This is a genomic window from Candidatus Nitrososphaera evergladensis SR1, assembly GCF_000730285.1.
Classification (GTDB): domain Archaea; phylum Thermoproteota; class Nitrososphaeria; order Nitrososphaerales; family Nitrososphaeraceae; genus Nitrososphaera; species Nitrososphaera evergladensis.
The window spans coordinates 39,803-65,609 of the sequence record NZ_CP007174.1 but is presented as its reverse complement, the minus strand read 5'-3'; the positions used below and the strand labels follow the sequence as shown (position 1 = coordinate 65,609).

Below are 25,807 nucleotides of genomic sequence, written 5' to 3'. Positions count from 1 at the left end.
GTTAACATGGGCAGAGTGGACCCCTCTATTTCCACTGGAACTAGAAAACAGCCTTTAGCAACAACAAAAATGGTTAACTGGCAGGTTTTGTTAACGAAAAGAGCGTTCGTCTCATGTCAAGCTAACAATAGCTAAGCTGGTTGTTATCAACAATGGCACACGCTCTGTTAAGTGTTAAGGTGATATCAGCTGGACTGCTATTACTTTTCATGCCGGGAAGGAAAAAGTTCCGCATTGAACTGGAAGACGCCGAGGGAAGCAAGTACAACCTTTCCCTGGAAGGTAATATCTCAAAGGACAAGATACTAAAGATAGTCGAGTTTATGGATCTCCTCAACATCGAGGGCGAAGGCGCCACCACCACTACTGCTCATGGCAACCTGGAAGGCGAATTTGGCAGGGCTAATGTTCATCCTGCCTCGGTAGGCGACAGGATATGGGCGCTTGTTGAGAGCAAGTTTCCGTACGGCAGCTTTACTTCATCTGACATCTTGGAGCTGTACGAGGACACTTTTAACGAGCCTATCAAGCTGAGCATCATCTCAACGTACCTGTCGAGGTACGCCGAGCGTGGCCGCCTCATGAGAAACCGCCAGGGCAAGGAATGGATATACAGGACCGCTAAGCCTGCTGGATCTTGGGTGCCTGAGCAGCAGAAGGCCTCTCCTTCGTCAATCTCGTACGACCGGCTTCAGTGATGTTGTAGCGGAACGGCTTGCTGTTGACATCCCTGCTCACCAGGCCGCTTTCGTGCAGCTTTTTCATGAGGCGGGCGGTGTGCTCTCTTGTTCTGCCTATTGCGTGCTGGACCTCCCTTGAGGTGCGGGGCCTTTCCACCAAAAGCTTCAGGATATAGTCTATGGTGCCATTGTTGCTCTGTCCGCCACTGCCGTCCTCGACTTCTACTGCCACTGTCGTCGTGACAGCCGGCGGATGCTGCGTGACTGTTACGGGCTCACTCACGGACTGCGCGTGAGGTGCCTGTTGCTGTGACATGGGTGACGACGGTTGCTGCTGGACCATGACGTGAGGCTGCTGTACAAGCGCCTGTGTTTTTACCTCAACAATGTCAAGCTTTGTGCGCATCTCCGCTATCACACGGTCATAATCCTTCAGGCGGCGCGTGTATTCGAGCACGACGGCTTCCACAACTGCGTCGTCGGCGTGATAGCTATTATCGTCACGCTTTGCAGCTTCTCTAAACCTGCGCAGCGCCATCACGGTCACAAGGCCGCCTGCGTAAAACAGCACACCCAATATCACGATTCCAAGGTCGATAGTGATGTTAAGGGGAAGATCCAGGATCATGTCACGACATGTGCGTGCAGAAGCCGTGATTTAATGTTACGGACCAAACTTCTTTTACAATTTGCACACTCTTTTTACCAGCGTGTCCATCACAGACATCACGTCGTCCATGCGTGCCTGATCAAAGACATCACTACTTCCCTCTGAAGCAAATATCACGCTCAGCTGGTCTGCAAGGCGGGCCATCGCGCTCAGCGCCTCCGGCTGCAGGGCCCCCGACGATTGCAGAAGTATTGCGCTGTAAAGAACGGCTATCGCCTTGTCCCTGCACTGCTTTACCTGCCTGTAATACGCGCCCGAAGTCATGTTTGGCGGCCTCCCCCCGCCCTGCAGCCTTTTAGAAATTATGGAAACTTGACGGGGTGTAAATAAAGAATTTGCTATGATTTCTGTCAAAAGTTTGCTAGATTTGGAATCAGACCCGGCCATGCCTACTATACAAATCTGTATAGTGCATCTGCTATTAAACTTTGCATACTGCTGCCAACCGTGTACGTCAAACTTTAAAATGGCTGACCCATTTCAAAAGGAGGCGTGGTGGCGGCTGTACCAGCAGTTGGAAAGGTAGAAACCTATCTCAGAGAAGAGATAAAAAAGCACGGGACGATCTGTTTTCCATTAATCGACTCTGAAAATTCGACAAATAATGATGTAGTAACATCTATTGCTAGAAAGGTGGAGGCCGCCGGCGCTTCTGCAGTCCTGGTCGGCGGGTCGTCTGCAACCGACCAGATGGAGCTTGCCAAGGTGGTAAGTGACATCAAGGGCGCCGTCAAGATACCCGTGATATTGTTCCCCGGAAATGTCACAGGCGTATCACCCAAGGCCGACGCGATACTTTTTAGCTCGCTGCTAAACTCCGAAGACCCATATTTCATCACCGGGGCCCAGGCGCTTGGCGCCCTTGCCGTCAAAAAGCACGGCATCGAACCCCTGCCGACTGCGTACGTAATAGTGGGAGAAGGGACTGCAGCCTGGTTTGTCGGCAGGGCAAGGGGGATACCGTCCCACAAGCCAAACCTAGCAGTGATGTATTCCCTTGCCGCGCAGTATATGGGCATGAGGTTTGTTTACCTTGAGGCTGGCTCAGGCGCATCCCAGAACGTCACGCCCGAGATGGTGGCCGCGGTGAGAAAGTACTACGAGGGAATCCTGATCGTCGGCGGCGGCATCAAGACGCCAGAGACGGCAGGCCAGATAGCGAAGGCAGGCGCCGACGTCATTGTAGTGGGCACGATGATAGAGAAAGACGGCGACTGGCAGCAAAAGTTATCTTCTATGGTGAAGGCTATGCGTCAGGCGCACTAAGAAGAAGATATGATGCTCTCCGAAGGCGAGGCCCGTCTCAAGGACATAAGGATGCCGGCGTACTACCGGCGGTACCAGCATGACATCCTGGCAAGCGTGCAGAAATACTATGAACACGCGCTAAGGGCCCGGCGCAAAGGAATAGACGTCGCCGACGTAGTAGAACCCAAGATAGCGTTTGACCTGGCAGACAGGGTCGCCAAGATGCACAACATTGAGATCGCCGAGCGATTGCGCGCACTCCTCGGCCAGACCACGAAAGAAAAGGCCGCGTTAAAGATAGCAGAAGAGATCGCCAAGGGCGAGTACGGCACGGGCGACCTGCGCACGCGGCTTGACAATGCAGTTAGGGTATCGCTTGCGGTGGTGACAGAGGGCGTGACGGTTGCCCCTCTGCAGGGAATATCCGACGTCACGATAAAGAACAACGCCGACGGCTCGCAGTACCTGTCGGTGTCTTTTGCCGGGCCGATACGCTCCGCGGGTGGAACTGAAGCGGCATTGACAATGCTTATCGCCGACCACGCGCGCAAGGTAGCCGGCCTTGGCACGTACAAGGCCAATTCGTTTGACGACGAAACCGGCCGGTTCGTCGAAGAGCTCAGGATCTACGAAAGGGAGGTGATGGGTTTCCAGTTCAAGGTTCTCGATGAAGACGTCGTAAAGTGCATCGCAAGCCTTCCGGTGGAACTTGACGGCGTCGACACCGACCCGGTAGACGTCGTGGGACACAAGGGCATGAGGAGGATAGCTACAGACAGGGTGCGCGGTGGCGCGCTGAGGGTAATGAACGACGGGCTCATCGGCAGGAGCCGCAAGCTCTTGAAACTTGTCGAGACATTAAAGCTGGACGGCTGGCAGTGGCTCAAGGAGTTAAAGGGCGCTATCCAGACAGGCGACGACGACGCGGCGCACCACAGGATGTCTGAAGTCATCACCGGCAGGCCTGTCCTTTCCATGGTGAAAAAGGTAGGAGGGTTCCGCCTGCGTTACGGCCGGTCGCCCAACACCGGCTTTGCGACGGTGGGAATACACCCTGCGGTGCCTGCGCTCTTGAACTATGCGATTGTCGCCGGCACGCAGATCAAGATGGACATACCCGGCAAGGCGTCGACGATAGCGCTTGTCGACACGGTCGAGCCTCCCGTGGTAAGGATGGACGACGGCCGCGTTCTTGCCGTGAATTCGGTGGAGCAGGCCGAAAAGATCCGGCCAAGGGTGCAAAAGATCCTGTACCTGGGCGACATGCTGATAAGCTATGGCGACTTTTTAGAAAACAACGCGCAGCTTCCGCCTGCAAGCTATGTGGAGGAAATCTGGGCGCTCCAGCTGCGGTCAAAACTTGCCGCTGCTTCAATTGATGATGATAATAATAATGGCATCAACCGCGACAGGCTGGTACAGCTAATCGAAAATCCTCTGACGATAACGCCGACAGTTGACGAAGCATTTGAGGTGAGCAAGAAATTCGGCGTGCCTCTCCACCCGCGTTACTCTTTCTACTTTGACGTTGTCACGGTACAGGAACTGCTCTACCTGAAGGAAAAGCTGGCAGAGGACCTGCCAAACGACCCTGAACTAAAGACAATCCTGGAAAAGCTGGGCGTAAGCCACTCTATATCAAATAATAATAATAAAATTGTGCTTGACGATCCGAGCCAGGCAAAATCGCTTGCCGCTCTGCTGTCCGGGCCAATGCCGGTAGGGGAGGCCAAGGACGCCATCGAGTTTGTGACAAAATCCTCTGGCATCACTGTAATGCAAAAGTTTGCGTCGTCGATAGCAGTCAGAGTCGGCAGGCCGGAAAAAGCCGCCGAGCGCAAGATGAAGCCTCCAGTGCACGTGCTGTTTCCAATCGGCGCCAAGGGCGGCGCGACGCGGGACATCATCAAGGCCTGCGGCGAAGAGTCGCTCTTTACCCAGATCGCAAACCGCTACTGCGAAACTTGTCATCTGCCGTCGCTTGGCACCCACTGCCGCTCGTGCGGCGCGTCGACGATGCTCCGCAGCCAGTGCCCCATTTGCAAAGGCGAGGTGGAAGAGGGCGAAAAATGCCCCCGATGCAACAGGGACGGCAGGACCTACGCGTCGATGAATTTCCCACTAAAGTCAGCGCTCCAGATGGCCGAGAAAAAGCTGGGCATCAGGGCGCAAGAGCCGCTAAAAGGCGTAAAATCCCTTATGAGCCGCGACAAGGCCGCCGAGCCTCTGGAAAAGGGGATACTGCGCCAAAAGCACGAGCTGCATGCCTTCAAGGACGGCACCATACGCTTTGACGCGACCAACGAGCCTCTGACGCACTTTGTCCCTGCGTGGATAGGGGTCAGCGTCGACAAGCTGAAAGAACTGGGCTATACCCGCGACTACCTTGGCCGCGAGCTTGTCTCATCTGATCAGCTGGTGGAGCTTATGATGCAGGACGTCATCATCCCCCGCGATTCGGCAAAGCACCTTGTCAACGCGGCAAAGTTCATCGACGAAGAGCTGGAAAAGCTGTACGAGCAAGAGCCGTTCTACAACGTTGACGCCGTCAGCGACCTTGTGGGTCACCTGGTGGTGGGCCTTGCGCCCCACACGTCGGTAGGCATCATGGGCCGCATAATCGGCTTTACGGATTCGCAGGTGTGCCTTGGATCACCGATATGGCACTCGGCCAAGCGCCGCGACTGCGACGGCGACGCCGACTCTATAATGCTCCTCATGGACGCGTTTTTGAACTTCTCTTTTGATTTCCTGCCAGACAAGATAGGCGGACTCATGGACGCGCCTCTTCTCATACAGCCTACCGTCCTTCCCCACGAGGTGCAGCGCCAGGCGCACAACGTCGACATTGCCTCCTCGTACCCGCTGGAATTCTATGAAGCGACATGGAAGCAGGCCAAGGCGGCAGACGTTGCAAGCATGATAGAAATTGTAAAGAGCAGGATTGGAGAAGAGACGCAGTTTTTTGGCTACGGCTTTACGCACCCGACTACGGGGCTGACGACAAAGCAGCAGAGGAGCGCCTATTCGACGTTGAACACGATGGACGAGAAGCTAAAGATGCAGTTTGACACCGCAAAACTCATCAGCGCAGTGGACGCCGACGAAGTCGCCGCCATGGTGCTGACCACGCACATACTGCCGGACATAATGGGCAACATGCGCTCGTACTCTTCGCAGACGTTCCGGTGCACAAACTGCGGCGAGAAATTCCGCAGGATGCCGCTTGTGGGCAAGTGCACGGAATGCGGCAACGGGCTGACGCAGACCGTGACAAGGGGCGCCGTTGAAAAGTACCTCGGGATTGCGACAGGCTTTTGCCAGGAATACAAGATAAACGAGTACCTGAAGAGCAGGGTAGAGTCGATATCGGCCGAGTTGAAGCTGATATTCCAGGAAGAAAAGAAAGTGCAGTCGAGCCTGACCGAGTTTATGGGCTAGTTTACTGGACCACGACTGCCGTCACGCTTGTTTCTGAAAGCGGCACCGGGTTTTCGCCAACCCCGCTCCAGACAACGGTCTTGATTGTACACACGGCCGGACCACTGGGCTTCCACAGCTTGAACCAGTCAATATACCCGCCGCTCTCTACCATGTCCATGGACCAGCTCACATCCAGCGTGACACCGTCCTGATCTACAATCTGCGTTATCAGCGCGTACCTCTGTTCTTTCTGCTGCAGGTTCTTGTAGCTTGCCACTATCTTGATGCTGTCGCCGGGCTTGGCGTCCGAGACAGCATTGCCATCCTCATCGAGGATCAAGTATCTCTGCAATTCCATCTTTTTTAGTGGCCTGTCGGAAAAATAAGAGTCTGGGTATGTGTCTTCCGGGTAGCTCTTCTCTTCTTCTTTCAGAGGGGTTTCAGGCTGCTCGTCGTCTTGCTGCTGCGCTTCTTGCGCAACAAGTATCGCCTGCGAATCGTCGTTGCCGCTTTCATCATTGGCACCGCTGGCTGAAGTTTCCTCGTTTTCTTCTTGATTATCTGTAGTGCCGCTGCCCGAATTATCGCCCTCGTTGCTACTACTATCACTACTGCCACTTCCGCTACTACTACTATTGTTGTCACCGTTGTTTGTAGTAGTGGTATCGCCGCTATCGCTGCTACTGCCACTTCCGCTGCCGCCGCTACTTCCGCCACCATGCTTGTCATTCTTGTCGGCCAAATAAACAGGCGAGGACGCAACAACAACCTTGCCCGGTGAATGTGAAGAATTAGCTTCTTCTGCATTGGCAAGTGCTATCAATGCAGGCGACCCGACCAGCAGCATACTAGCAATAACAGCCAGAATTCCTGCCCAATGAAGGTCTGATCTGTGGTTATTTGCCATCCATTATGATCTCCTTATATAGAATGTCTCCGGAATTATTGATACTATTTAACTATTAAGTATGCATTGTAAAAATATGAAATGTTGGAGTTTATTTTAGCAGTTTTAACTACTTTTTATGAAATTATTATAGACTGTCACTGCTTCCTCTTCGTCTTTTGCGCCAACAATCGTCGCCGCGCCGCTCGACAAAAAGCTTACTGACATCTTGCTTGCGTTTGTCGCCGTGATGCCAAGCGTCCCGCGTGTCCTGACCTGATAGCCAAGCGTCTCTGCCGTCTTGCTGATGCCGCCAAGGTTGACTGGCACAGGGTTTGCCGGTGTTATGGTCCACGTCCTCTTGCCCCTGTCCCTGCCGCACAGCTCTTCGATTATCAGCTCCTTTGCAGTTACCTGCTGCTGGCCGCTGATTGTCCTTGTTGTGCCGCATGCCGGGCACTCTTCAGCTCGTGCAATCTGGAACCTTTCAAACGAAGGCCCTTCCAGATCCATTATGAGCAACGTGTTTACCAGACTGGGTTCTTTTCCAATGATTATTTTGACAGCTTCTGATACCTCAACACCTGCGACAAGGTACAAGATTGAAGGATGTACTCCTTCTGTGCTACATGCCGGCATTTCCTCCTCGTTTAGCTCAGGGAATCTGCATCGTATACACGCCGACTTGTTTGGCAAAATAGTACAAACAGAGCCTGTCACGCCAATTGCACCTGCATAAATTAGCGGGATGTTGAGCTTGATGCAAGCATCATTCAGAGCATAGCGAGCATCTATGCTATCAAGTGCATCAATGACTATATCGAACCCCTTGACTATGCTCTCTGCCGTGTACTTTGTCACAGATGTCGGCACCGGCTCTATTTCCACGTTTGGGTTCATCTTGCGCAAGCGATCGGCAGCAGCTTCGACCTTTACCCTGCCAATGTCCTCGTCGGTGTACAGGTGCTGTCTGTGCAGGTTTGTTACCTCGATTACGTCTCTGTCCACCACGCGGATCTTGCCAACGCCCATTCCGACCAGCTGCGTAAGCACCGGATTGCCGATTCCTCCGGCTCCAACGACGCATACCTTGGCAGCGCGCAGCTTTTCCATGCCCTCAAAGCCTATTTCTTCAAGCATCACCTGCCTCGAATAGCGCTGCAGCTCCTCGCTTGTCAGCTCAGCGCCTCCTGCCACTGCCGGCAGTATGTAGACGTTGTCGCCGTCCTTGAGCGCAGTAGTCATGCCGCCTGAAAAGCGCATGTTCTTGCCGTTTACGTAGATGTTGATGAGCGAGCGGGGCTTGCCGTTGTGGTCAAACACGCGGCGCTTGAAGTCGTCGCCCATCTGCTCTGACACCTTGTTGAAGGCGTCCTGGAGGTCGGCGGCCTCTATTGGGAGCTTTTTCTCTCCCTGCCCTTTGTTCAATACCGACGGGACAGTAAATTCTACTTTTGCCATTTTATCATAATCACCCGATCATCGCCGAGACAGCGGCTGCGTCCGGCTTGACAGCGGTAAGTTTCGGCAGCACCCCTATAATTGCTTCTGTAGCCTTCAGCCCGTTGCCGGTGACGTAGCAGACCACCTTTTCGTCCCTGTCTATCCTGCCTTCTTCTACCAGCTTTTTCAGCACGCCCACTGAAACCCCGCCGGCCGGCTCTGTGAATATGCCCTCTGACTGCGCAAGCATCATGATTCCGTCCCTTATCTCCTCGTCGCCCACTTCCTCCGCAAGGCCGCCGTACTGCTTCAATCGCTTTAGAACGTAAATGCCGTCTCCCGGGTCGCCGATTGCGAGGCTCTTGGCTATCGTCTCCGGCCTTTCCACAGGGATTACCTCGTCAGAGTTGCGCTTGAACGCGTCGACCACCGGCGCGCACCCGTGCGGCTGCGCAGCCACTATTTTCAGGTTCTTGACGCTTCCAATCAGCCCGAGCGCATGCAGCTCTTCAAAGCCCTTGCATATTGCGTTGAGCATTGCGCCCGAGCCGACAGGTATCACCAGCCTGTCAGGCACCTCCCATCCAAGCTGCTCTGCAACCTCGTACGCAAGCGTCTTTGAACCTTCGACGTAGTAGGGCCTCATGTTGATGTTGACGATGCCGTAGCCTTTGGAGTCGCCGATTATTGATGCGACCCTGTTTGCGTCGTCGTACGTGCCTTCAACTGCGACAAACTCGGCACCGTACGAAAGCGCCTGCGCTATCTTGACGTGCTCGATGTCAGAAGGCGCAAAAATGTAGCAGGGAAGGCCTGCCTTTGCCGCGTGCGCGGCCGTCGCAGATGCAAGGTTGCCAGTCGACGCGCATCCTACCGCGTTTAGCTTTGTTTCCTTGGCCCTTGACACCGCAACGCCGGCGGGCCTGTCCTTGAACGAAAAGGTCGGGTTGACAGAGTCGTTTTTAATGTAAAGGCTCTTCAATCCAAGGCGCTCGCCCAGCTTGTCTGCGTGCTGGAGCGGCGTAAGCCCCGCGTTGAGGCTGACAATGTTTGCCTTGTCTGCAACTGGGAGGAGCTCGAAATAGCGCCAGTAGGTCTTTTCCCTCAGGTCAAACGTATGCCTGTTTATCGACGACGCCTCTTTGTATGTCACGTCCAACGGACCAAAACACTCTTCACAAACGTACCGGAACTGCGGCTCGTATTCCTTGCCGCACTCCCTGCACTTTAATGACTTGATACTTCCCATGATTTACGCCCTTTCTCTGAAAGCTTATTATTAGAACGTCTCTAAGCACATTTTAAGTATTGCTTAACTTTCTAGTGCATTGATATTGTAATGCTTAACAGAAAATTTCCTGCAAATTTTCGTGATTCTTCTTCACTGCTCGCAGGAAATTTGAAGAAGCTATGGCTGTTTCAGTACATTATGGAAGCAGGTCCGGTCGCCTGTGTGGCACATCGGCTTGTCTGAATCTACTATGTACAGCAAAGCGTCCGAGTCGCAGTCAACCAAGATCTCGTGCACCGGCTGGACGTTTCCAGATTCTTCGCCTTTCATCCAGAGCTTGTTGCGCGACGTGCTCCAGAACCAAGCGTTTCCAGTTTTTATCGTGTTTTCAAGCGCCTCTCTGTTGGCGTAGACGAGCGTCAGCACGTCCTTTGTCTTGCGGTCCTGCACTATCACGGGAAGTACGCCTCCGCGCTTGGCAAAGTCGACGTCGTTTGCAGACTTGACGTTCATAATTATGATTCGTAGCGCGCAAGGCGGAGAAATAAACCTATATTGTTTGGCCTGCAACCCCCTTTTGCCTTGTCTGCTGCCGAATCGTCACTTGATTTTGACGCGTACTGGAGGGCATGGCTTGCGTCGCGCCTTGCAGAGATGCGGGAAAAGGCAGCGGCAAGGGCGCGCCAGCAGCAGGAAGAAGAGCAGGAACAGCAAGAAGAAGGGGAATTCTAGCAATCTTTAGGTGCATGTAATTGCTATCGTAGCCATATATGCTTGAAGCGCTGTTTGCACAGATGCCATGCGAGCAGCCGGCTTGCAATGCTTATGACGCAGCGATAAAAATCGCGTACGCGGTAATAGTGACTGCTGCGATAATCGCCATAATGGCATATGTTAGAAAGAAGAGATCCGATGCGGCGCTAAAATGAATCATTCGGGCAGCATTAAAATCGTGTGGTATTTGCCTTCGTGTTCTACCTGGTACAGATAATGCCCGTCGAGCGAGAACACCGGAATCTGCGACTTTATCATACTTGCGTCATACGCACTGATCTTTGTTTCACAACTTGGATCCGCTGATATGGGATTCTGTGTTTGTGATCCCGTGCGCTTTAAAATTTCATAATGCGAATCCGCACACTCGAGAGCTGTACGCAATCCTCTGTTATTCATGATTAGTTCCTCAGAGATGTGAGTATAGTCTCTGCTCTGCACTACCGCCGGTATCCTCGTCGAAAAGATTCTTTGGCTAGGCATGACAAATATCGCAGCTAGAACAATAGCCACAACTGCAACTGACAGCATAGTCAATGAAAAAGCCATCTTCGTCCGCCAAAAATGGTTTTGTTCAGGCTGCCAAGCATTAACGCGGCGATCGTATAACGCAGAGCAATTACTTGAGCGTTCTGCAAATTCCGTCCAATAATCAAGTGCCCTGACTTTAGGCAGAGATATATTCCCCCATCGTAGAAAAGTTGTCAGCGGGGTGGGGAAGCCAGGTCATCCCGGCGGGCTCATAACCCGCAGATCGGTGGTTCAACAGGATACCTACACTTCTATCCGGAAAATCCACCCCCCGCTACTTTACGTATGATGTTGTATATTGAAAACCCGTTTTCTCCATCCCGTATCTGTGCACCGGCTTTGTCAGGTGCCTGTGCGCCTTTGGCGTAGGCACGTACAATCCCGGCTTTATCGCGCGCACTTTTTCCACCATTATTTTCTGCGCCTTTTGGTCGCGGAACTTGCATTTTTCGCACTGGTAGCCCTTGTTTCTGCCCTCCGACTTCATGCGCCTGCCGCACATCTTGCACAGCGGGTTTGCAACGTCGTAGACGGGCGCAAGCTCCTTTACCAGCAAGTATTCGACGTTCAGTATCTTTGGGTGAAGGGTCGTGCCCTTGCGCACCCCGACGCCTATCTCGACAAGGTCGCCCGGCGCAAGCGCGACTGCAACGTTTGCAAGGCCGGTCGGCTCGTAAACAGCTGCCGGCATCTCGGCGCCGGACTGCTCTACTGAAAACATCACGTGCCCTCCCTCCATCGCGTACGGCTTGCTCTTTACCCTGCACCTGACATGGCCGGCGGTGTACGCCTTTGCCGCACGCAGGTCAAGCTCGTTTTGCAGGTGCATGTTGGTGCCTTGGTTTGAGCGGAACACCATGTGGCCTTCCAGTTTTTCCGCAGGCAATATCTTGGACATGGCCGACGACACTACCTCCGGGCTTTCGCCCCTGACGCCAAAGAACACGGGATCGGGCCCGTGCGGCGCAATCAACACCCTGCCGTGGTTCTGGTCATAGTTGTTGAACGTGTATGGAAAAGTTTCCTTGCTGAACTTGATAATCCTGTCGTTGTCCACCACCCGGGGGGTGCCGCAGTTTTCCGGCGTGCGGTACGCAATGAGCTCAAACGTGTGGTCGCCGTCAAGCGCGCAGCCCATTGCGCCCAGTGCGCCAACAAGCCCCTGCCCGTTGCCAAACGTCCAGAATTTTATCCCGCATTCTTTTGCCACCTTTTCGGCCTGCTGCCGGCTGGACACGTCGCACATGGCAAAGGCGCTAAACTGCTTCAATTTCTCTGGCAATATTTCCTCTCCTTCCAAAAATGCCATGCCCGGGTTTGCCCCGCTCCCAATAGCCGAGCCTTCCTCCACTGCCTGCCTGACATAGTCAACAGCCCTGCCTGCATCTTTTAGCCTTGCCCGCAGGCAGACTGCGCCGTTGCCCCGCGTCTTCCAGGGGATGTTGGGGTTGAGCCGTATCAGGAGTGGATAATCGACAAGCTCTGCTCCCATAGTCTTTTGCAGCTCTCCTGCGACCCGGAAGGCCAGATGAGTTGTACATCGTCCTGCCCTCGAGTCAGTGTCGTCAAAGGCAATGTGGAGCAGCGTCATATTTGCAAGGTGGCAGAAATTGGCTTAATAGTGTATGGTCGTAACCGGAAGAATACCAACTGATCATGAGAACTCTATATATTATACAAATGTCGATGTAAGCCTAGTCTATCTGCCCAGCTAGACTGGCTGAAAAGATGCAGGCGCCTGTTGCGTTGTGCCAAAAGAACAGAGCCACGACCATTGGCGGTTCATTCCGCTACATATCCCTCGGTATGCCGCAAATGCCTGCATTGGATCAGCCTTTTGCGTTTCTTTTCTTTCTCTCTCATGATCATGCTGGATTATATCGCTGTTATACAGACGGCACAGAGTTTAAATAGTTTCACGCACTGTCAACGCTTAGTGAACTAGATGCCAGTCGCAATACTTCCTGATGTTTCTGAACAGCACTGCATCGGCTGCGCGCTCTGCGTAGAAATCTGCACCGCTCTCGGTCCAGATGTGCTCAGAGTAAAGCCGGTGGAAGGATGGAAGAGGGGTAAGGCATTTGTCTTCTATCCAGAGAGATGCATCTCCGATGGAGCGTGCATCGGCGTTTGCCCGACAAAGGCAATCTTCTGGATGAGGCCGATGGATTACACCCCAGGACAGCCAGTCCCACTGAAGAAGCACGGCCTCTTCGTGAAGGGCTGGGAAGAAGGTTAAAAGTCCCCTTCTTTCTCTTCTCTTTTCTTTCTTTTTAGATAATAAAATTTTCAATTAACATTTTAAGTAACTCGTTGTTTCCTTGCTACTGTAGAGCAAGCTAGTTGGTCGAATGGGACGAGCAGATAAAAGCACACCTTTTCTGGATCTGGAAAGAAGACGAGGGCTTTCTAAAGCGCGGAAGAGAGGGCATGCTGGTGATAACCGACCGGCGCCTCGCGTTCATCTCGAAAACAGAGATGACATACCGCGCGCACGACACGCACTCTACCCGGCAGCTGAACCGCTTCAAAGCCGGCGAGAACGTTTTTCGGCCTGCTGAGGGCTATGGCATAAAAGATCTTGAGAAGGACCTGGACAAGAGCCCGGACAATTTCGAGGTGCCGTTCCGGCAGATAATGGACATCTCGTCAGAGGAAAAGAGGTGGGGCACGCTCCTCAAGGTAAAGCTCAACCTCGGCGACACTGCAAAAACTGTGAAGTTCTCGATAGTCAAGGGCTGGGTCACGTACCCTGCAAAGGATCCGCTAGAGTTCCAGCGCATGGACTGGACTCCTCTCATAAACTTGGTTAAAACTGCTTAGGCAAAGCGTTATATGGGTAGCTTTGGAGCCGCACATTACCAATAAAGACCGATAAATGACCAAAGCATTCGTTTTAATCAGCGCCGACACTGGCGTTGAGGGCCTTTTGCATGAAGAGATAAAAGCACTAGACGGGGTGAAGGAAGTCTACGAGCTGTACGGCGAATACGACATCATGGCAGTAGTGGAAGAGCCGACCGAAAAGGAAGTCCAGCGCGTCGTCTCTTGGGAGCTGCGCAAGATAAAGGGCGTGCGCAGCACCAACACGATGGTCGTCGCAAAATAATAACATCGAGCAATAGCGCAATAATTAAAGAAGGCATTTTTCTTTCCACCCTCTGTTGCCAAAAAAGCTCTTTGTGGTAGGCGTTGGGCCCGGATCGCCCCTGTACGTGACCGACGCGGCCAAGGAAGCCGTCAGGAAATCGAAGTACATTGTCGGTTACAAGTACACGCTTGCTACCATAGAGGGAGTCATTGACCGCAGCAGGCAAGAGGTCCTTGAGGTCACGATGAAGTCGCAGGAGGACGTGTACCAGGGCGTCTATGCAAGGATGAAGGACGGCGAGTACTGCACTGTGCCTTTCACGGGCGACGTCAATTTCTCTGAATCCGAAGTGGTTGACCGCCTGCTAGAGATATTTGGTGATGACAACGTCCAGATAATACCCGGCATCAGCTCCATTCAGGTTGCAGCCGCAAAATCCCGCGTGCCAACCGACAAGGCGTTCATAGTCACGTTCCATGTGACAGGCGACATTGAGCAGAAAAAGAAGGATCTCGTGCAGGCAGTCAAGGATGGCAAGAGCGTGATACTGCTTCCAAGGCCGTGGCCGCGCGACCTGTCAAAGCATTTCATGCAGTCTGATATTGCAAAATTCCTGAAGGCAAGCGGCATCGACACGCAAAAGCTAAAGGTGTGGGTGTTTGAGCACCTGACGACCGACAAGGAGACGACGTTCAAAGGCGTCGCAAGCGACCTTGAGGGAAAAGAGTTCTCTGACCTGTCTGCGATGGTTATCGACCAGGTAAAGAGGCAAACATACTTGGAGTTCTAGGCGACGCCCGGAGGCTCGCCCCTTTCTATCACCTTTTCAAGGTAGCCCACCTGCTGCTCCATGAAGTTTTTTCTCTTTTCTTCCTCGTCAAGCTGCGCCATGTCAAATGACTCCAGGCCCAGCAGCCTTAGCAAAACCTGCAGAATCGACTGCGCTGCCTTTGGCTGGATGATGTTTGGGTTGTCAATTTCTCCAAGGACGCACGCCGCGTCGATCCCGCGCTCCTTTGCAAAGCCAAGGACAAGGCCGTTAAAGCCGGAAATCTGGCCTTCTCCCTGCAGCATCTCGGCGCCAGCCTGCTTTAACGGCTGTACGAGCGCAGGGTTGTTGACGGCGGCAAGCACCTTGCCTCCTGCGCCCGGCTGCCTGAGCGCGGCGCCTATAGAGTATAGCGCGCCTGCGTTCATGCGCTGCGCCATGCCCAGAACCTCATCGCAGACCTCGTACAGGCGCCTAGGGTCGGCCGGGTTGAAATCGCCGGTGAATATCAAAAGGTCGCTTGCATCGACTGCATAAAAGCGGTAGCTGGCCTGCTTGTAATCGACAATGCCCCCGTCCTTGTAGCTGACAAAGGGAGGCCAGAACGAGTACAGCTCGGCAAAAACCTTGGCGTCAAGCTTTTTCGCAAGGTACGCAAGGCCGATTCCGGCGACGTTTCCCATGTCCGGAAGCGCCGCAACTATCCTCGGCTGGCCGGAGAACTGGGGCGTCCTGTGCACCTTGAGCCCGATCACGCATTTCAGCGCCCATTGCCACAATAAATATCAATCATACGGTGTGAAAATACTGATACTTGCATACCAGTTCAATGCGTTTGTAAACTGTATTTATATATCAAAAACGGCTTGAAAAAGCCGTAATGTCAATGGAAAAGTCTGTTGGCATGGCTCAACAACAAAAGGACAGGGCCTCAATGAAATACTGCGTCGAGTGCGGGGCCAAGATGCCCAAGGCGCAAAAGACCTGCCCTGCATGCGGCGAGGGCCAGTAAATAAGAAGGCCTTTCCCTCTCTCTTTTTGTCTCTCTATTAAAACTTAAGAAATCAATGCCTTTAGAAAATTCCTAGCTTGACCATCATCGTTGCACGCTGGCATACCTGGGCAGGCGACGGCTGGGAGCGCCTCGTCCTAGAAGAGGGTCCTGATGGCATTATAGCAGAGTCTGTATTGGAAAGAACGGCCTATTCAACCACGTACAGAATCGCCTGCGACAGATCATGGCGGACAAGAGAGGTCAAAGTCAGGCTGCTGACCGGTGGCAAGCACATTGACCTTGCAAGCGACGGCAGCGGCAACTGGACCGATGATAGTGGTGGTGCTTCCGGCGCCGTCCTGCCTTACCTGAGCGGCTCCATCGACGTTGACCTTTCTGCCACGCCTTTTACAAACACCATACCCATCCGCCGGCTCGGCCTAAAGCTGGGCGAAAGCAAGGACGTTTCTGTGGCCTATGTCAGCTTGCCTGACTTGGCAGTCACGGCCGACCTTCAGCGCTACACCTGCATTGAGCCCGGCCGGCTTTACAGGTACGAATCAGTAGACGGCAACTTTAGCCGGGACATCGAGGTTGACGAGCACGGGCTGGTCGTAACCTATCCGGGCCTCTTCAAAAGAGTGTAAACACTCGCCAAAACTTAAAACCGGCGGCAACAAAGCTTGCATGTACATATGAGTGAATCCCGCTACCCTGTTTCGGCCACGTTCAAGGTGCTTGACGGCTATGACCTCTACAGAAGCGACAACCTGATAGTCGCGCTCGTAGTGGTTGAAAGCCAGTACGGCAGGGACCTCCGGCTCTACCGATGGATGAAGCGCAAGGAGCAGTGGAAGGTCGACCTGTGCAGGATGAGCGTCAAGAGATGGAAGTGGGCCGAGGTGGCGGCCAAGGCCTCAGAGTTTATCGAGAAATACAACGTAAAGGGCGGTGGTGGCGGCGGCGCGGCGGCAGGCCCAGAGCCCGAAGAGGGTTAAAATCGATTAATTGTGTTTTTAATTTTGTTGTACAATACACAAAGGATAATGATATGCCGGACTTGGGCAATATTACGTTGATTGACGAATTGTGTTTTGTTACGCAATGCTGAAAAGCATCTTTTTCAATTCCACTCTATCGTGGGCAACGACAGCATTACCGCGCCTGTCATTGCAGCACTGGCAATTGGAATCGTGTTTGTAATATTGTTCGCACTTTTCATGACTCCGATGTCTGCGGCAATAACTAGGGAAAGGCCGCCAATTCAAGAATTCAAAAGGGCAGAACAGTTGCAAGAAGTGCAGCTTTTTGTGAAAAAGTATCCCGACTTTACCAGCGGGTTTTCGCAAAATAGTACCGCTATTACGTACCATTACGAAATATCCCGGTGGGGAGACGCTGATGGCGATGGATATGATGAAAGTTTTCGGCGATTGACCCTTTCTGCAACGTTTGAAGGCAACGGCTTTGACATCATTAGCAAGGACGCAACAATCTCTGGACTCAAACAGATACAAATAAGGTGCGATGCAGCATCAATTGAAAACAGAACCTTATACAACTTTATACCGCCAGTATATGGCGAAGAAAATGTCATGAACTTTTTGCAGAGTGGAAGGTGCATAGAGTTCAGTACATTGCATGACGACAACAATAATGATGATGATAACAAAAGCTATTCTCCCCTTACCCTGACAATCGAAGGGTTCAAGAGTGCCTATCAAGCCGGTAAAGAGATAGATTTCATTGTCAAGGTGAGCGGGTATGGGAGGCTCTGCACTTACCCCAATGTAGCAATACAAAATGTAAATACCAAGCAGGTGGTCTGGTACAGCAGGAGTCCGATTGGATATAATTGCGAACCGGCTCATGACATCAACGAAGAATTTCACCCACGGGACATAGGCATCAACAGGGGTCCACTGATCCTTAATGAAACCGGACCGTACAGGTTGGGAGCATCAATTCAGGGGGAGGGTCGTATGATGAAATATTTTGAGGTCGTTAATTGAAACCCTCTTTTTACTGAAATTCTTGGTAAACTTTCTGTACGAAAAGAACACCTGCGTGATAACTTTTTTCTATCATGCAAGTACGTGTGTACTCATCATCATGATAAAGATTGAGGAAATGGACGAGAACATCAAACTCGATCAACAGCTAGAGGAAAAGGACTACGGAGGGCCGGTGGTTTTTATCAACGTGTTCAATGCAAAACCCCAGGACGTTGACAAAGTGCTCAAAGCCTGGGCAGAAGACGCTGCATTTTTCAAGCAAAAGCCGGGCTTGATCTCTACGCAGCTTCACCGCGGCATAGGAGAAAGCACCGTTTTTGTCAATTATGCAATATGGGAGTCGGTAGCACACATGAAGCAGGCCGTTAGCGACCCTGCGTTTCGGGCAAGGCTTGCACACTATCCTGACGGGACCGTCAGCAGGCCGCATCTCTTTAGAAAAGTTGCGGTGCCGGGAATCTGCGTAGAATATTGACACTCTGCAGGTTTAATCAAAAACCCTCAAAGTTTGTGCCGCCAAGCTCTTGTATCATCCACCACTCTATTGCGGCGGCTGCTAGCAGTATTGCCGCGGCTATGCCAAGCTCTATCAGCGTCGGGGCAACATATTCGCGCCACGGCCTCTTTTTTGCAAAATAATAGACAAGCATCCCGCTCCTTGACATCGCAAGGCCGTACGTGATGACCTCCATCACGCCAAAGGGCGTGATGAGGATGAGCTGGGGCGGTATGCCCTGAAGCACCGGCGAGTCCTGCGCAAGCGCGGCAAAGACGTTGCCCGTAGCATAGCCGGAAAACACGCCCAGGCCGATGCCCAGCCCCGGCACGAACATGCCAAGCGCTATCTTGACGTTGTTTACGAATATTCCGACGTCGTTGATGTCCTCTATTTGCGACGAAAACGAGTCGCGGACCTCCTTGGCCTCTGTCGGCGTCAGTTGTACGGCTGCGCCGGCCGAGTACGCGGCAAAGAAGACGATGGCGCCTATTGCCACAAAGAGCAGCCGGCGCCGGATGTTAAAACGCGACACTGTGTTATTGCTATAAAACCTACCCACCTAAAAACGAACACATACACACAAGCTTGTGTTTTTATTTTGGCAAGCCTTAGGTAGTGCGGTGAACCAGACCGCCGCGACAACAATCGGTACCACAATTTTTCCGCAGTTCTTTGCGCCCGGAAACGGTCCGACAGATTTCATAGTCCAGGACTTTGCGGTGGTGATGGTAGTCGCCGCCATAATGATTGCCATCACGTACAAGCTAAAGCAGCCGATGGTAATAGGCTACATACTTGCCGGCATACTCATCGGCCCGTACACCCCGCCTTTCAGCCTCGTGCGGGACGCCAGCACCATAAACGTGCTTGCAGAGCTTGGCATCATCATGCTGCTCTTTGTGGTAGGCACGGAGTTTCCGATGGCAAAGCTGCGGTCGGTGGGCAGGGTGTCGTTTGTGGTGGCAGTGGCAGAGACGCTTGGCACGCTCTTTTTGGTGTTCTTTATCGCGCAGTACCTTGGATTTGCGTTCTTTGACTCGCTGTTTCTAGGCCTTGCGCTGTCCATCACCAGTACCGTCGTTACTGTGAGGATACTTGAGGAGCTGGGCATGATAAAGGACAAGTCGTCCATCTTGCTGCTTGGCATCACGGTGGTAGAAGACATACTGGCCATCAGCATACTTGCTATTCTGCAGTCTGTTGCGGCAAACGGTGGCCAGGTGGAGCCCCTGAACCTTGCAATTTCAATCGGCATAGTGGCCGCGTTCATCGGCGGCGTTCTGTTCCTTGGGTCGCGCCTTTTCCCCAAGATAGTGGACAGGGCCGGCAGGACAAACGACTATGCGCTTCTTTTGATAGTAATCCTTGGCCTTGCGTTTGGGCTTTCCTTTATTGCAAACGGGATCGGGCTGTCGGTGGCGACAGGCGCGTTCTTGGCCGGTGTGCTTGTGGCAGAGTCAAACAGCGCGGCAGTAGCAAGGATACTTACCCTGCCCCTGCGCGACATGTTTGCCGCCATATTCTTTGTCTCTATAGGAGCGCTCATGGACATCAGGGTCTTGCCGGACTATATACTGCCTGCCGCGATACTGATACTCACCTCGTTTGGGGCCAAGTTCCTCATCGTGACAGGCATACTGACCAAGGCAAAATATGACAGCGTCACCGCGCTCCGGACGGGGTTTGGCATGTCTGCCGCAAAGGGAGAGCTGTCGCTCGTGGTAGTCAAGGGAGGGCAGGACGTGGGAGCCATTAGTTCGACCATACTACCACTGCTCGGCGTCGTGACTATCGTAACCACGTTTATGGCTCCCTATATCATCAGGTTTGGAAGCAAGATCAGGGTGCAGAGCAGCACTAGTAGCACTGACGATGACAATAATGATGACGACGATGACGACGACCGCAAGCCGGAAGAAGAAAAAGCCGGCTAGCGGAATAATAATTTCTTTTTGCGTGCAACAACCGTTGCGACTACGGCCGCGCCGGCAAAGGTCGCCGTCCAGTACAGCCACAAATCTGTGATAAACCCGGAGAGCAGCGCTGGCGCAAGCGACCTTGCCGGGTTCATCGATGCGCCTGATACAAACGACAGAAACAAAATGTCAAGGCCTATCATGCCTCCGATGGCGATGCCGCCAAAGCCCCGCAACCCCCTTGTGTATACTGCGACATAAATGACAGCCATCAAGAGCCCGGTGGCAAGGACTTCTGCTGCTATTATGAGAGGAAGTGGAAAAGAGTAATTTGGCGCGTTTGCCCCAAGGTTTGCCTCCGTGCCTATCGCAAAGGCGACAAACGCGCTTGCCAGCAGCGCGCCAATTATTTCTGCCGCAAAATACACCGGGAACTGCCGGGGCGTAATGTGCCCCGTTATCAAAAAGCCAAGCGTAACGGCGGGGTTGAAATGCGCCATCGATATTTTCCCAAAGGCGTATACCATCAGCGCAACCGCTATTGCGGGGCATATCGCTGCAAAGGGCGTGCCAAGGACGCCGCCAAGCCTAGCGTCAATTACGACAGAGCCGGTGGCAAAAACCACTATTACAAACGTGCCGACAAGCTCTGCAAGGAACCTCTTTTTGTCCGCGGCCAGCCTAACCGCTGTTTTCGAGGTCTCTGACAAGCTCCTTTACTCTTCTCTCAATGTCGTCGCGGATAAGGCGCACCTTTTCAATCGGCTTGCCCTTTGGGTCCTCTATGCCCCAGTCGACGGGGTTGTTCAGGAACAAGAGCGGGCATTCGGACTTGTCCATGCAGCCCATGTTGACGGCCACGGCACAGCCGCGTACCATGTCGTCATCTATTACCTTGCTCCTTTGCCTGCTGATGTCGACTCCTGCCTCCTTCATGGCCTGCACAGCAAGCGGGTTTATCTCTTGCGCCGGCCGCGTCCCGGCGCTTATCGCCCTGTAGCCTTTTGGCGCGTATTTCCGGAAAAAGCCCTCCGCCATCTGGCTCCTGCCTGCGTTTTCGACGCACACGAAAAGCACTGTCTTTTCTTGTTGTCGTTGCTGCTGATCGTTCATTTCATGGCTCTTACCACGATGCTTGAAAGCCTCCGCCCGTCCACCTTTTCAATGTAAGGACGCTCCTCAAGGACCGTTGCGTTTCCAAAGCCTGCTTTTTTTATGGCGGCAACATAGTTTTCCTTTGTGAGCGCGCCGTCGATGCAGCTGCACCATTCCTCCGGGTCGACTGCCTCGGCCTCGCTGTCGGTGACAATGTCAGAAATGACCATCCTGCCGCCGTCTTTTAGCACCCTGTGAATCTCGGAAAATGTTTTTACCTTGTCAAGAGTCAGGTTGATGACGCAGTTGCTTATCACGGCGTCGGCGCTTGCATCTTCAAGCGGTATTCGCTCCTCGATGTCGCCCTTTCTGAATTCGACGTTTTCATAGCCGCCGTGCTCGCTTGCGTTTTTCCTTGCCTTTGCAAGCATTTCATCGGTCATGTCGATGCCAATCGCCCTGCCGCCTGCGCCGACGCGCTTGGCAGACAGGAACACGTCAATGCCGGCCCCGGAGCCAAGGTCCACGACAGTCTCGCCTTCCTTCAGATCCGCAAAATTCAACGGCGCGCCGCACCCTGCGCCCAGTATAGCCGCTTCAGGCACGGACGACAGGTCTTCCTTGCTGTACCCTGTCGCACCTGCAGCCTCCATTGGCGATAATGATGTGCCGCATCCGCATTCGCCGGGCCCGCAGCATGAATCCTGCAACAGCGCCACCCTGCCGTACTTTTCCCTCACTTTTTCCTTGATGTTCCCGTTGTTGTTCATGCCAATACTTTACTAGAGAAACTATTTAAGTTGTAAAGAGGAAACAAACACAGCTGGTGTAAAGATGGAAACCAAGAAACTACCGGTCATACAAGATTGCGGCTTTGACGGCTATGATGCCGCTTCTCTCATGTCAGAAACTGCGAGATTGCGCAGGATAATAACGAAAAGGGGCACGCTAGAGATCCTGATACCGCTCTGCTGCACCGTCGAGCCGGTGCGCTACAAGCAGTTTCGCGACACGATAAAAGGAGTCAGCAGCAAGACGCTTGCAACCCGGCTAAAGGAGCTGGAAAAAGGTGGGATACTGGAGCGCAAGGCGTACAGCGAGATCCCGCCCCGCGTCGAGTACAGGCTGACGCCAAAGGGTCAGGAGCTCGTCGAGTCTGTCATCAACCTGCTCCAGTGGATGAGAAAGTGGTCGTCATCGTCATCATCAAGCGCATAGCGCTGCTGCTGATGATGATATCGGCGGCGCAAACCCTGTCATGTCGTACAAGGAAGAGCGCATCTCCATCCTGTGCTCCTGTTCTTTGCGCCTCTTCTGCTCAAGCATCAGGCCGGCGATGTTCCTTGATCGCTCAAGGTGGTCAAAGACTATGGTCGTGCAGTAGTCCATGCCTGCAAGGAGCCTGCCGATGACCGAAACGATCCTGCGCATGAGCGAGTCCCTTATCTGCGTCGTGCCGCGGAGCTGGTCCACTGTTGTTTTCGAGTCGCTCCTCACCTCGACTACGATGCGCCTCTTGCTTGAGCGCTTGAAGGCCCTGCGTATGTGTGCAAGGTTCTCCTTGAGCGCAAAATAGATGGCCAAAAGCTCCATCCGCTGCACGCCAAACCGCTCGTTCTTTGGCGAGGGGCGGACAGGTATTATGTTCTTCCCACCGGTGTAATGGTTGTACCAGGCTATGTAGCCGGACGGGGAGGCGTCAGCATCTATAACGATTGAGGAGTGCTGCCTCACGTGTCTTATATGGGCTGCAGGTGATATATGAGCATTTTCGGTCAAGCGGATTTGCCGCGGATAGAATCAATTTTGACAATGGGGATCATATAGTATGGTGGCAACGAGAGAAAAGGAAAGGAGGTTGATGGTGTGGCCCCACAGCGTCATTATTGTATGGTGCTCCTCTTCTGCTGCCGGGGTTTCCAGTCAACCTCTCGTACGCAGGATAGCAAGGATACTTGAGAGGGCGCAAAAGAAAAGCCTGCCCGACATAGAACACGTCTGGACAGTGGATCTACGTGCAGGGCATAGACAAGCGAAAAGTAATCGTTTTGCAAAGGCCGCGTATATGCCGGACACCTGTTGCAGGGCTTGTGGCGCCCAGCTCCAGACGCTCAGGGTGTGCCAGAGCTGCGGCGTAGCTTTGCTACGCGGCTGCACGCGCTGCTCTACAATGCTGGACAGCATACATGGCCCCAAATGCAGGCAAGCCTGCGCCTAGCTTGCCATTATCGTCATCATCATATTCTTTGCAAATTTTTCATAAAGCGCGTCTCTTTCATCCTTTCCCTTTTGCAAAACGGCCCCTGCGCCCTTGACCCTTTGTAGGTATTCTATTGTAATGTCGCAGTCGCGTACGAGCCCAAGCGTACCCTGCAGCTCCTTGAGCCTTGCCATGACATTGTTACTGCCACTATTGCTGTTGCTGCCGCCTACAACAACCTTTGCTACCGCCCTTTCGTACTTTTTCCTGCGGCCGGCAGGAAGGATCTCTAGCATGTAGCGCAGCTTTTTCAGGTCCTTGCGTAACCCGTGCAGCTCTTCTTTTTTGCTGCTGTCGCCGACTACTACCGGCAGGCGCTCTTCAATAGCGCAAACCAGCCTCCCGGCGACCTTGTCCATCCTTGCGGCAAGCTTGTCTCCGTCAATGCTCTTCTTTTTCTTTATTGCGTTTGCAGCCAGCGGCATCTTGTTTTTTTCTAGCGACCGCGCCAGCGCAAGCGCGTGGACAAGCGCGGCCTTTCTCTTGCCTGCAATCGCGTCCACAAACGGATCGCCTCCAAGGGCCGTGATCTTGGCACTGATTATGTCAAGGTCGCGCACGCGGCTGTTGGCGCGGAAAAACGCCTTGCACGCGTCAGCCTGCTTTTTGTTCCTCTTGCGCTCTTTTTTTGGCAGGAGCAAGAACGCGGCTTCAAGGCGCCGCAGGGAAGTGCGCATGGCGTGCACGTTCTTTCCGTCTTCGGGGTCGCGCAGGTACGCGGCAAGCCTCTTTTTTACACGGGCCGAGCTTGCTTCAAAATTTTTCTCAAACTGCGTCGTTTTGCCCTGCTGCATGATTAGAGCGTCGCCTTGCTGCTCGCCGCATGCGCCGATTCCAAAAAGGCGTCGATGCGCTTTTGCAGGTCGGCGTTTATCTCCGGTATGGACCTGTTGCCGTCTATTATCACAAGGTTGTATCGCTTTTGCATCCTGCGGAACTCTTTGGCGATCATGGCCTGGTATTTCATGAAGGACTCGAACATGTCGTTGGCAAGCCCCATGTCTGCGCCTGATTCATAGTAGTCGAGGTACGCGTTTTTCTGAAAGACGCGGTGCACAAGCTCCTCCGGCTCGACATCGAGGTAGAACACCAGGTCCGGCACTATTGCGAACGAGAACAGGTTGTGCGACCAGCGCCTGCTGATGCCCCTTACCGCCTCCCTTGCAAGCAGCGTGTAGATGTATCGGTCTGCAAGCACGACGTAACCTGCGCGCAGCGCGGGGATTATCTTGTTTTCAAGCTGGTCTGCAAAGTCGGCTGCGTAAAAGAGCGAGAGCGTCTTTCTGCCGGCGAAATTCCTCTTTGCCTCCAGTATTCCCTCGCTTATCAGCTCCGACCGCTTCAAGCCCGTGTTTAAAACGGCGTGGCCTGCTGCTTCAAGCTTGGCCGTTATCAGCCCTATCTGGGTGCTCCTGCCAGACGCGTCGGGACCTTCTATCACTATGAGCCTGCCCTTGATCCCTGTGTCCTCAATGTAGGGTATGCCGTGGCCGTAGAACTGGAGCGTCCTTTCTGCTGCCGCTGCTACTGCTCTGCCGCGCCTCACTCTGCGGGCACCTCCTTTTCTTCCTGTTGTTGTTGCTTGCCCCGGAAAAACTGCCTTGGCAAAAGCTCCATCACCTTCTGGCGCATGACCTTCTGCTGCTCCTCGATGTCTGCCGTGCCGTCGATCACTACAAAGTTCTCCGGCCCGACCATCGAGTCGTACTGCTCCACTATCCTTCCCTGGAATATGCGGTAGCTTTCATAGGGGTCGTTGCTCAGGTTCAGGTCCATGCCCGCCTCGTAGTATTTCAGCTTCGGCCTGTTCTTCACTATCCTGTCAAACGCAATGTCCACCGGAACTCGAAAGTAAAACGAGATGTCCGGCTTGACTGCAAAGTCGTACATGTGGCGCACCCAGCGCGGGTGGCAGCCCCGCACGACGTCGCGGGCAAACGCCGTGTAGATATAGCGGTCTGCAAGCACGATGTACCCTGCGCGCAAAAGCGGCAGGATGTGGCGCTCGTACCTGTCGGCAAAGTCGGTGGCGTGCAGCAGGCTGAACGTTATTGGCGTCAGCAGAGCCTTTTTCTTGCCCTTGGACGTTATCTCCTTTACCGTCTCTGACGAGTTCCACTCGGTAAAGAACACCTGCAGCCCCATGTACCTGAACCACTTTTCAAGCAGGCGTATCTGCGTGGACTTGCCGGACCCGTCCACGCCCTCCACTATTATCAGCCTGCCCGGTATTATTTCGCGATTTTTGTTGTTAACAGACGACATCATCATCATTGTCATAT

Annotated in this window: 32 protein-coding genes and 1 tRNA gene; 17 read left to right on the top strand and 16 right to left on the bottom strand. The window is 53.3% G+C overall.

The features are described 5' to 3' along the window. Positions 1-152 precede the first annotated feature (152 nt). Positions 153-698 (top strand): hypothetical protein, encoded by a 546-nt coding sequence (locus NTE_RS00385; protein ID WP_226987084.1) that lies wholly within the window; start codon positions 153-155, stop codon positions 696-698. Here the strand turns inward: NTE_RS00385 and NTE_RS00380 are convergent. Both NTE_RS00380 and NTE_RS00375 read right to left on the bottom strand, forming a co-directional pair. Next, positions 622-1,308: a helix-turn-helix domain-containing protein gene (locus NTE_RS00380; RefSeq protein ID WP_148699220.1), complete on the bottom strand. Its 687-nt coding sequence runs from the start codon at positions 1,306-1,308 to the stop codon at positions 622-624. The genes NTE_RS00385 and NTE_RS00380 overlap by 77 nt on opposite strands. A 54-nt stretch (positions 1,309-1,362) precedes the next feature. Next, the gene (locus tag NTE_RS00375) at positions 1,363-1,614 is read right to left on the bottom strand and encodes a hypothetical protein (protein ID WP_148699219.1); all 252 of its coding nucleotides are present in this window, start codon (positions 1,612-1,614) and stop codon (positions 1,363-1,365) included. Between the two features lie 228 nt (positions 1,615-1,842). On the opposite strand from NTE_RS00375, the gene NTE_RS00370 reads away from it, so the two are divergent. Together NTE_RS00370 and NTE_RS00365 are read left to right on the top strand one after the other, a co-directional pair. Beyond that, the gene (locus NTE_RS00370) at positions 1,843-2,616 is read left to right on the top strand and encodes a phosphoglycerol geranylgeranyltransferase (RefSeq protein ID WP_226987083.1); all 774 of its coding nucleotides are present in this window, start codon (positions 1,843-1,845) and stop codon (positions 2,614-2,616) included. A gap of 9 nt (positions 2,617-2,625) precedes the next feature. Then, positions 2,626-6,039, top strand: coding sequence for a DNA polymerase II large subunit (locus NTE_RS00365; RefSeq protein ID WP_148699217.1), 3,414 nt, complete (start codon positions 2,626-2,628; stop codon positions 6,037-6,039). A 1-nt stretch (position 6,040) separates the two neighbouring features. Here NTE_RS00365 and NTE_RS00360 read toward each other — a convergent pair whose 3' ends face one another. The 4 genes from NTE_RS00360 to hisI all read right to left on the bottom strand — a co-directional run bounded on the left by NTE_RS00360 (position 6,041) and on the right by hisI (position 10,094). After that, a complete protein-coding gene (locus NTE_RS00360; protein WP_148699216.1) occupies positions 6,041-6,928 on the bottom strand; it encodes a hypothetical protein in 888 nt (295 codons plus the stop codon). Between the two features lie 105 nt (positions 6,929-7,033). Continuing rightward, positions 7,034-8,368, bottom strand: a complete 1,335-nt coding sequence (locus tag NTE_RS00355) for a ThiF family adenylyltransferase (protein WP_148699215.1) — start codon at positions 8,366-8,368, stop codon at positions 7,034-7,036. 10 nt (positions 8,369-8,378) lie between these two features. After that, the gene (locus tag NTE_RS00350) at positions 8,379-9,599 is read right to left on the bottom strand and encodes a threonine synthase (RefSeq protein ID WP_148699214.1); all 1,221 of its coding nucleotides are present in this window, start codon (positions 9,597-9,599) and stop codon (positions 8,379-8,381) included. A gap of 159 nt (positions 9,600-9,758) precedes the next feature. Beyond that, the gene (gene hisI, locus NTE_RS00345; RefSeq protein WP_148699213.1) at positions 9,759-10,094 is read right to left on the bottom strand and encodes a phosphoribosyl-AMP cyclohydrolase; all 336 of its coding nucleotides are present in this window, start codon (positions 10,092-10,094) and stop codon (positions 9,759-9,761) included. A 69-nt stretch (positions 10,095-10,163) separates the two neighbouring features. Here hisI and NTE_RS16095 point away from each other — a divergent pair, with 69 nt between their 5' ends. The 3 genes from NTE_RS16095 to NTE_RS00340 all read left to right on the top strand — a co-directional run bounded on the left by NTE_RS16095 (position 10,164) and on the right by NTE_RS00340 (position 11,163). Next, positions 10,164-10,313, top strand: a complete 150-nt coding sequence (locus NTE_RS16095) for a hypothetical protein (protein ID WP_158384859.1) — start codon at positions 10,164-10,166, stop codon at positions 10,311-10,313. 38 nt (positions 10,314-10,351) lie between these two features. Beyond that, positions 10,352-10,510 carry a hypothetical protein gene (locus NTE_RS16090; protein ID WP_158384857.1) on the top strand — a complete coding sequence of 53 codons (159 nt, stop codon included), beginning with the start codon at positions 10,352-10,354 and terminating at the stop codon, positions 10,508-10,510. Between the two features lie 551 nt (positions 10,511-11,061). Then, a tRNA-Met gene (locus tag NTE_RS00340) sits at positions 11,062-11,163 on the top strand. Here NTE_RS00340 and NTE_RS00335 read toward each other — a convergent pair. Then, on the bottom strand, positions 11,161-12,477 hold the full coding sequence (locus NTE_RS00335) for a tRNA(Ile)(2)-agmatinylcytidine synthase (RefSeq protein ID WP_148699212.1): 1,317 nt from the start codon (positions 12,475-12,477) through the stop codon (positions 11,161-11,163). The genes NTE_RS00340 and NTE_RS00335 overlap by 3 nt on opposite strands. A gap of 354 nt (positions 12,478-12,831) precedes the next feature. Here NTE_RS00335 and NTE_RS00330 point away from each other — a divergent pair, with 354 nt between their 5' ends. From NTE_RS00330 to cbiE, 4 genes are all read left to right on the top strand, one after another. Further along, positions 12,832-13,125 (top strand): NADH-quinone oxidoreductase subunit I, encoded by a 294-nt coding sequence (locus NTE_RS00330; RefSeq protein ID WP_075055106.1) that lies wholly within the window; start codon positions 12,832-12,834, stop codon positions 13,123-13,125. A 104-nt stretch (positions 13,126-13,229) separates the two neighbouring features. After that, a complete protein-coding gene (locus NTE_RS00325; RefSeq protein ID WP_148699211.1) occupies positions 13,230-13,709 on the top strand; it encodes a hypothetical protein in 480 nt (159 codons plus the stop codon). A gap of 55 nt (positions 13,710-13,764) precedes the next feature. Then, the gene (locus NTE_RS00320; RefSeq protein WP_148699210.1) at positions 13,765-13,995 is read left to right on the top strand and encodes an Lrp/AsnC ligand binding domain-containing protein; all 231 of its coding nucleotides are present in this window, start codon (positions 13,765-13,767) and stop codon (positions 13,993-13,995) included. Positions 13,996-14,050: 55 nt separating this feature from the next. Next, entirely contained in the window at positions 14,051-14,767 is a 717-nt protein-coding gene (gene cbiE, locus NTE_RS00315) for a precorrin-6y C5,15-methyltransferase (decarboxylating) subunit CbiE (RefSeq protein WP_148699209.1), read from the top strand. Here the strand turns inward: cbiE and NTE_RS00310 are convergent. Continuing rightward, positions 14,764-15,501, bottom strand: coding sequence for a PAC2 family protein (locus tag NTE_RS00310; protein ID WP_148699208.1), 738 nt, complete (start codon positions 15,499-15,501; stop codon positions 14,764-14,766). The two genes, cbiE and NTE_RS00310, sit on opposite strands and share 4 nt — an antisense overlap. Positions 15,502-15,626: 125 nt before the next feature. Between NTE_RS00310 and NTE_RS17010 the strand changes: the two genes are divergently transcribed. The 5 genes from NTE_RS17010 to NTE_RS00290 all read left to right on the top strand — a co-directional run bounded on the left by NTE_RS17010 (position 15,627) and on the right by NTE_RS00290 (position 18,230). After that, positions 15,627-15,758, top strand: coding sequence for a zinc-ribbon domain-containing protein (locus NTE_RS17010; protein WP_226987082.1), 132 nt, complete (start codon positions 15,627-15,629; stop codon positions 15,756-15,758). Between the two features lie 77 nt (positions 15,759-15,835). Continuing rightward, positions 15,836-16,387 (top strand): putative glycolipid-binding domain-containing protein, encoded by a 552-nt coding sequence (locus tag NTE_RS00305; RefSeq protein ID WP_158384855.1) that lies wholly within the window; start codon positions 15,836-15,838, stop codon positions 16,385-16,387. 48 nt (positions 16,388-16,435) lie between these two features. Beyond that, positions 16,436-16,738, top strand: a complete 303-nt coding sequence (locus tag NTE_RS00300) for a hypothetical protein (protein WP_148699206.1) — start codon at positions 16,436-16,438, stop codon at positions 16,736-16,738. 141 nt (positions 16,739-16,879) lie between these two features. After that, positions 16,880-17,752 carry a hypothetical protein gene (locus NTE_RS00295; protein WP_148699205.1) on the top strand — a complete coding sequence of 291 codons (873 nt, stop codon included), beginning with the start codon at positions 16,880-16,882 and terminating at the stop codon, positions 17,750-17,752. A 100-nt stretch (positions 17,753-17,852) separates the two neighbouring features. Continuing rightward, on the top strand, positions 17,853-18,230 hold the full coding sequence (locus NTE_RS00290) for an antibiotic biosynthesis monooxygenase family protein (protein WP_148699204.1): 378 nt from the start codon (positions 17,853-17,855) through the stop codon (positions 18,228-18,230). 16 nt (positions 18,231-18,246) lie between these two features. Here NTE_RS00290 and NTE_RS00285 read toward each other — a convergent pair whose 3' ends face one another. Continuing rightward, entirely contained in the window at positions 18,247-18,786 is a 540-nt protein-coding gene (locus NTE_RS00285; RefSeq protein WP_158384853.1) for a stage II sporulation protein M, read from the bottom strand. Between the two features lie 88 nt (positions 18,787-18,874). Between NTE_RS00285 and NTE_RS00280 the strand changes: the two genes are divergently transcribed. After that, positions 18,875-20,188: a cation:proton antiporter gene (locus tag NTE_RS00280; protein ID WP_226987081.1), complete on the top strand. Its 1,314-nt coding sequence runs from the start codon at positions 18,875-18,877 to the stop codon at positions 20,186-20,188. On the opposite strand, the gene NTE_RS00275 is transcribed toward NTE_RS00280, so the two are convergent. The 3 genes from NTE_RS00275 to arsM are packed head-to-tail and all read right to left on the bottom strand — an operon-like array spanning position 20,185 to position 22,035. Beyond that, complete coding sequence (locus NTE_RS00275; RefSeq protein ID WP_226987080.1) at positions 20,185-20,880, bottom strand: MIP/aquaporin family protein; 696 nt, start codon at positions 20,878-20,880, stop codon at positions 20,185-20,187. The genes NTE_RS00280 and NTE_RS00275 overlap by 4 nt on opposite strands. Beyond that, on the bottom strand, positions 20,852-21,283 hold the full coding sequence (locus NTE_RS00270) for an arsenate reductase ArsC (protein ID WP_148699202.1): 432 nt from the start codon (positions 21,281-21,283) through the stop codon (positions 20,852-20,854). Before NTE_RS00270 ends, NTE_RS00275 begins: the two co-directional genes overlap by 29 nt. After that, on the bottom strand, positions 21,280-22,035 hold the full coding sequence (gene arsM / locus NTE_RS00265) for an arsenite methyltransferase (RefSeq protein WP_148699201.1): 756 nt from the start codon (positions 22,033-22,035) through the stop codon (positions 21,280-21,282). Before arsM ends, NTE_RS00270 begins: the two co-directional genes overlap by 4 nt. Before the next feature lie 64 nt (positions 22,036-22,099). Between arsM and NTE_RS00260 the strand changes: the two genes are divergently transcribed. After that, positions 22,100-22,483: a winged helix-turn-helix transcriptional regulator gene (locus NTE_RS00260; RefSeq protein WP_148699200.1), complete on the top strand. Its 384-nt coding sequence runs from the start codon at positions 22,100-22,102 to the stop codon at positions 22,481-22,483. On the opposite strand, the gene NTE_RS00255 is transcribed toward NTE_RS00260, so the two are convergent. The 4 genes from NTE_RS00255 to tmk (NTE_RS00240) form a co-directional block, all read right to left on the bottom strand. Then, the gene (locus NTE_RS00255; protein WP_148699199.1) at positions 22,472-22,999 is read right to left on the bottom strand and encodes a ribonuclease H family protein; all 528 of its coding nucleotides are present in this window, start codon (positions 22,997-22,999) and stop codon (positions 22,472-22,474) included. The two genes, NTE_RS00260 and NTE_RS00255, sit on opposite strands and share 12 nt — an antisense overlap. 480 nt (positions 23,000-23,479) lie before the next feature. Further along, positions 23,480-24,319, bottom strand: a complete 840-nt coding sequence (locus NTE_RS00250; RefSeq protein ID WP_148699198.1) for a CHAD domain-containing protein — start codon at positions 24,317-24,319, stop codon at positions 23,480-23,482. A gap of 2 nt (positions 24,320-24,321) precedes the next feature. Further along, complete coding sequence (gene tmk, locus NTE_RS00245; RefSeq protein ID WP_148699197.1) at positions 24,322-25,071, bottom strand: dTMP kinase; 750 nt, start codon at positions 25,069-25,071, stop codon at positions 24,322-24,324. Further along, positions 25,068-25,805, bottom strand: coding sequence for a dTMP kinase (gene tmk, locus NTE_RS00240; RefSeq protein WP_226987079.1), 738 nt, complete (start codon positions 25,803-25,805; stop codon positions 25,068-25,070). The genes tmk (NTE_RS00245) and tmk (NTE_RS00240) overlap by 4 nt, the downstream gene beginning before the upstream one ends. Between the last annotated feature and the right edge of the window lie 2 nt (positions 25,806-25,807).